This window comes from Peterkaempfera griseoplana (assembly GCF_001418575.1).
GTDB classification, from domain to species: domain Bacteria; phylum Actinomycetota; class Actinomycetes; order Streptomycetales; family Streptomycetaceae; genus Peterkaempfera; species Peterkaempfera griseoplana.
Window position 1 is genome coordinate 1 of sequence record NZ_LIQR01000488.1, and the last position, 5109, is coordinate 5109.

Annotated in this window: 4 protein-coding genes and 1 pseudogene; all 5 read left to right on the forward strand. The window is 74.4% G+C overall.

Annotated elements, in window-relative coordinates:
* The first annotated feature begins 72 nt into the window (after positions 1-72).
* Positions 73-1668: a DUF7059 domain-containing protein gene (locus AOK09_RS30680; protein ID WP_055590499.1), complete on the forward strand. Its 1596-nt coding sequence runs from the start codon at positions 73-75 to the stop codon at positions 1666-1668.
* Positions 1665-2666 (forward strand): helix-turn-helix domain-containing protein, encoded by a 1002-nt coding sequence (locus AOK09_RS30685; protein ID WP_055590500.1) that lies wholly within the window; start codon positions 1665-1667, stop codon positions 2664-2666. Before AOK09_RS30680 ends, AOK09_RS30685 begins: the two co-directional genes overlap by 4 nt.
* Positions 2667-2765: 99 nt before the next feature.
* Positions 2766-3767 (forward strand): ABC transporter ATP-binding protein, encoded by a 1002-nt coding sequence (locus AOK09_RS30690; RefSeq protein WP_055590501.1) that lies wholly within the window; start codon positions 2766-2768, stop codon positions 3765-3767.
* Positions 3764-4546 (forward strand): ABC transporter permease, encoded by a 783-nt coding sequence (locus tag AOK09_RS30695; RefSeq protein ID WP_055590502.1) that lies wholly within the window; start codon positions 3764-3766, stop codon positions 4544-4546. The genes AOK09_RS30690 and AOK09_RS30695 overlap by 4 nt, the downstream gene beginning before the upstream one ends.
* 111 nt (positions 4547-4657) lie before the next feature.
* Positions 4658-5109, forward strand: a pseudogene (locus AOK09_RS30700) (ABC transporter permease); the annotation flags it as partial.

Consider the following 5109-nt stretch of genomic DNA (forward strand, 5'->3'; position numbering starts at 1 on the left):
CCGCCCCGGGCCGCCCGCGCGCCGAACCGCCCAAGGTGTACGTACCCGGCCCCCAGCCGGGAGAATGGCCGTGTGACGACAAGCACCGCCCCCGCCGATCCGCACCTCCCCGCCCTGGACCGCGATCGCATCGCCCGGCTCCGGGAGGCACTGTCGGCCGCCGACTTCACCGCCGACGGCTGCCTGGAGCTGCTGGGCGCCACCGCCTACGCGGCCCTGGCCCGCAGTGAGACGGTGCCCGCCCTGAGGGCCACCCGGGGCGGCAGTCCGCTGGAGACCCTGGTCCGGCTCTTCCTGCTGCAGCGCCCGGTGCCGTACGAGCGTGCCGCGGCCGCCCTTCCGGTGGACGACTGCCTGGCCGACGGATGGCTGTGCCGGGTGGGCGGGGACGTCCGCGCCATGGTCGATGTGCGCCCCTACGCCAACGAGGTGGCCGGTGCCGACAGCGCCGACGCCTGGGTGGTCTCCGACCTGGGCTGCGCGGTCGGCGGCGCCGGCGGCATCGGCGCGGCGGGGACCGCCACCGGGGTGGACCGGCGCGACCTGGTCCTCGGAGTCGGCGGCGCCTCCACCACGCTGGCCGGGATCACGGTGCGCCGGCCGGTGCGGAACGCCCTGGACCTGGGCGCCGGCTCGGGGGTGCAGGCGCTGCACGCGGCCCGCCACGCCGGCCGCGTCACCGCCACCGACCTCAACCCCCGGGCCCTGCACTTCACCCGGCTCACGGTGGCGCTCTCCGGCTTCGACAACGTGGAGACCGCGCAGGGCAGCCTCTACGAACCGGTGCGGGACCGGCGGTTCGACCTGATCGTCTCCAACCCGCCCTTTGTGATCTCCCCGGCCGGCCGGCTCACCTACCGGGACGGCGGCATGCCCGGCGACGACCTCTGCCGCCGTCTGGTGCGGGAGGCCGCCGACCATCTGGAGCCCGGGGGCTACTGCCAGTTGCTCGCCAACTGGCAGCACATCCGCGGCGAGGACTGGCACGACCGGCTGGCCGACTGGGTGGCCGGCACCGGGCTGGACGCCTGGGTGGTGCAGCGGGAGGTGCAGGACGTCGCCCAGTACGCGGAGCTCTGGCTGCGCGACGCCGGCGACCACCGGGTCGGCGCTGAGGGACCGGAGGACCCGGAGCAGGCCCGCGCCCGCTACAACGGCCGCTATGACGCATGGCTGGACGCCTTCGAGTCGGCCAAGGTGGAGGGGATCGGCTTCGGCTGGATCACCCTGCGGGCGTCCGGTGCCGAGCGCCCCGCCGTCCAGGTCGAGGAGTGGCCGCACTCGGTGGAGCAGCCGCTCGGCCCGCACATCGAGCGGTGGTTTGCCCGCCAGGACTTCCTACGGTCCCGTGACGACGCGGACCTGCTCAGCGCCCGCTACCGGCTGGCGGCCGAGGTGGTCCAGGAGCAGGTCGGGGCGCCGGGAGCGGAGGATCCCGAGCATGTGATTCTGCGTCAGAACCGCGGTATGCGCCGCGCCACCAAGGTCGACACGGTCGGTGCGGGCTTCACCGGCGTCTGCGACGGAACCCTTGCCGCCGGCGACATCGTGGACGCCATCGCCCATCTGCTGGGCGAGGACCGGGTGGTCCTGCGTGACCGCGTCCCGCAGTCGCTGCGGCTGCTGGTGGAGCAGGGCTTCGTGGAGCCCGCGACGGGTGCGGAATGATCCGGGTCGAGTTCGACGAGGCGTCCCTGGGCCGGACCCGGATCGCGGTCAGCCCGCTCTGGGACGCCTACGTCAGCGTCTGTCTGGCCCAGCCCGACCGGCAGCCCAGCTGGCCCTACCGCAGATGGGTCGGCCGGGCCCGCGAGGTGCTGCAGGACGACGAGCGCACCCGGCCGCTGCGGGCCCTCCTCGGCCGTTACGACTTCCCGGACTTCACCGTGCCCCGACCGCTGGGCAGCACCTCGATCGAGGAGGATCTGCGTCAGGTCCGGCAGACCCCGCCGGACCGGGTGCGCGAGCAGGTGGTGCGTCACTTCGGCAGTGAGCCGCCCGCCGAGTGGCAGCCGTACCTCACCGACCCCGAGGCGTCCTGCAACGCCCTCGCCGACGCCTTCCAGGCGTACTGGGACGGCGCACTCGCGGCGCACTGGCCGGTGATGCGGCGACTGGTGGAGGACGAGGTGCTGGCCCGCGCCAGGGTCCTGGCCACCGCCGGCATCGACGCGCTCTTCACCGGTCTGGAGCCGAGGGCCAGTTGGCAGCCGCCGGTGCTGACGATGACCAAGTACGTCGACTTCGCCTGCGCGCCGGGGGAGCGTTCGCTGCTGCTGGTGCCACTGGTCTTCGCCGAGGGCGCCCGGCTGGCCTCCACCGACGACCCGGCGGTCTTCACCCTGTCGTTCCAGGCCCGGGGTGCCGCCGCGCTCAGGGACGACACCGAGGCCCCCGCGGCGCCCACCGACCGGCTGGGCCTGCTGCTCGGCCGCGGCCGGGCCGCGGTGCTGCGGGAGCTGGAGGAGGATCCGCTGACCACCGCCGGTGTCGCGGACCGCCTCGGCCTCGCGCCCAGCACCGTCTCGGAGCATCTCGCGATGCTCGCCGAGGCGGGGGTGGTCACCCGTCACCGGGTCGGCCGCCGGGTCTACTACCGCACCACCGAGACCGGCCGGGCACTGCTGTCGCTGCTCGCCGGTGAGGGCGTGCTCCGCACCGCCTGACCGCGAGTCGGGACGTACGGCGCCCGGCCACGGCGCTGCACGATTCGGCCGGTCCCGAATCATTGGCCGCCGCAGGCTCAGCCTCCCTACCGTCGCGGCATGCTGGCGATCGAAGCGGACAACCTGACCCGCACCTTCCCGATCCGTACCGGCGGCCGGCTCAGGGGCCGCCGCACCGAGGTGCACGCCGTACGCGGCGTCTCCTTCGGGGTGGCCAGAGGCGAGCTCTTCGGACTGCTGGGCCCCAACGGTGCGGGCAAGACCACCACCATCAAGATGCTCAACACCCTGCTGCTGCCCACCGGCGGCTCCGCGCGGGTGCTGGGCCATGACGTCGCGTCCGAGCCGGTCGCGGTACGTCGGCGCATCGGCTATGTCTTCGGCGGCGACCGGGGGCTCTACGACCGGCTGTCCGCCCAGGACAACCTGCGCTACTTCGCGGAGCTGTACGGCGTCGAGCCGCGCGAGCAGCGCCGCCGCATCGCCGAACTGCTCGACCTGGTCGGCCTGTCGGGCCGGGAGCGGGAACGGGTGGAGGGCTACTCCCGGGGCATGCGGCAGCGGCTGCACATCGCCCGCGGGCTGCTGCACCGCCCCGAGGTGCTCTTCCTGGACGAGCCGTCCATCGGCGTGGACCCGGTGGCCGCCCGGGACCTGCGGCGGACGGTGGCCGGCCTGGCCGCAGCGGGCACCACCGTCCTGCTGACCACGCACTACATGGCCGAGGCCGACGAACTCTGCGACCGGATCGCCGTGATCGCACGGGGCAGCCTGCAGGCCCTGGGAACACCGGCCGAACTCAAGTCGGCGGTCAGCGGGGTGGGCGTGCTGGAGATCGAGGCGTACGGCATCGACGACGCCCGGCTGTCGGCCGTCCGCGCTCTGCCCGGGGTGCGCAGCGCAGCCGTGCGGGACGACGGCCGGACCCAGTGGCTGACCGTGCAGAGCGCCGACGGCGCCGCCGACCCGGAGCCCTCGGTGCGGGCCGCACTGGACGGCCTGCGGCCGGGACGCACCCTGCGCCGCGAACCCACGCTGGAGGACGCCTATGTGGCCGTCGTCTCCCGCGCAGGCGACGAGACCCCGCAGGCCGCCGCATGACCGCGCTGCGGCGGTTGCCGCGGCTGCTGGCGGTGGGGGTACGCACCCATGTCGTCTACCAGTCGAGGTCGCCGCTGGAGATCACCTTCGCCGCGGTGCTGCCCGTCGTCCAGGCCACGCTGGCGGTGTACCTCTTCCGGGCGGCGGGGGATCCGGACCGGCTGATCCAGGCGTCGGTGGGCGCCGGGCTGATGGGCATGTGGTCCTCGGTGCTCTTCGGCTCCGGTGGCGCGGTGCAGAACCAGCGCTGGCTCGGCACCCTGGAGCCGCTGGTGGTCGCGCCCGCCCCGCTGGCCGCGGTGCTGCTGCCGATCACCCTGGCCACCGCCGTGGTCGGCACCTACGCCATGGGGGCCACGCTGCTGTGGGGGGTGCTGCTCTTCGGCGTGCCGCTGCATCTCGCCCATCCGCTGGCCTTCGTGGCGGCCGTGCCGGCGTGTGTGCTGGCGCTGGGCCTGACCGGGATGCTGCTGGCGGCCACCTTTGTGCTGCTGCGGAACGCCAACGCGCTGGCCAACGCCCTGGACACCCCGGTCTGGCTGCTCTCCGGGCTGCTGGTGCCGATCACCGTGCTGCCCGGCTGGACCCGCCCGCTCTCCTGGGCCCTGCCTCCCACCTGGGGTGCCCGGGCCGTGCAGGCGGCCACCGGCGGCGGAGCGGTCTGGCCGCCGTTGCTGGCGGCGATCGGGTCCGGCCTGCTGTACCTGGCGGCCGCCGTGGCCGCGCTGCGGTACGTGGAGCGCCGGGCCCGCGCCGCCGCCACGCTCGCTCTCTCCTGACCGTCGAGCCGCCGCCCTTGCTCTTCCCTGACCGTCGACCCCCACATCCGCTCTCTCCTGACCGTCGACCCCCACATTCGCTCTCTCCTGACCGTCGATCGGAGACCTGCCGTGACCACCCCCGTGCTGCGTGCCGCCCGCCTGGTGGGCACCGGCGGCCTGCTGGCCTACCGGGCGCTCTTCAACTGGACGACGCCGCCGATGTTCCTCGGCACGCTGCTGGCCGGGCCGCTGCTCCAACTCCTGTTCTACGTCGACCTGGGACGCCAGCTGGGCGTCGCCGACGACGGGTTCTACGTCCTCGGCAACGCCGTGCTCGCCGCGTCGGTGGCCGGCGTCTACGGCGGCACCATGGCGGTGAGCAACGAGCGGCGCTACGGGACCCTGGGCGCCGTGCTGCTCTCCCCGCGCGGCCGGGGTGTCCTGTGGGCCGGACGGCTGCTTCCGTACGTCGGCAACGGGCTGCTGGTGGCGGCGGTGACGCTGGCCGCGGGTGCCCTGCTGACGGGCCTGGACCTGCCGGTGCACAGCCTGTGGGGGATCACGCTGGCGCTGCTGGGGGC

Excerpts from the sequence above, each read along its gene's own strand:
- AOK09_RS30685 (WP_055590500.1), top strand. The coding sequence starts at position 1,665 with ATGATCCGGGTCGAGTTCGACGAGGCGTCCCTGGGCCGGACCCGGATC.
- AOK09_RS30690 (WP_055590501.1), top strand. The coding sequence starts at position 2,766 with ATGCTGGCGATCGAAGCGGACAACCTGACCCGCACCTTCCCGATCCGT.
- AOK09_RS30695 (WP_055590502.1), top strand. The coding sequence starts at position 3,764 with ATGACCGCGCTGCGGCGGTTGCCGCGGCTGCTGGCGGTGGGGGTACGC.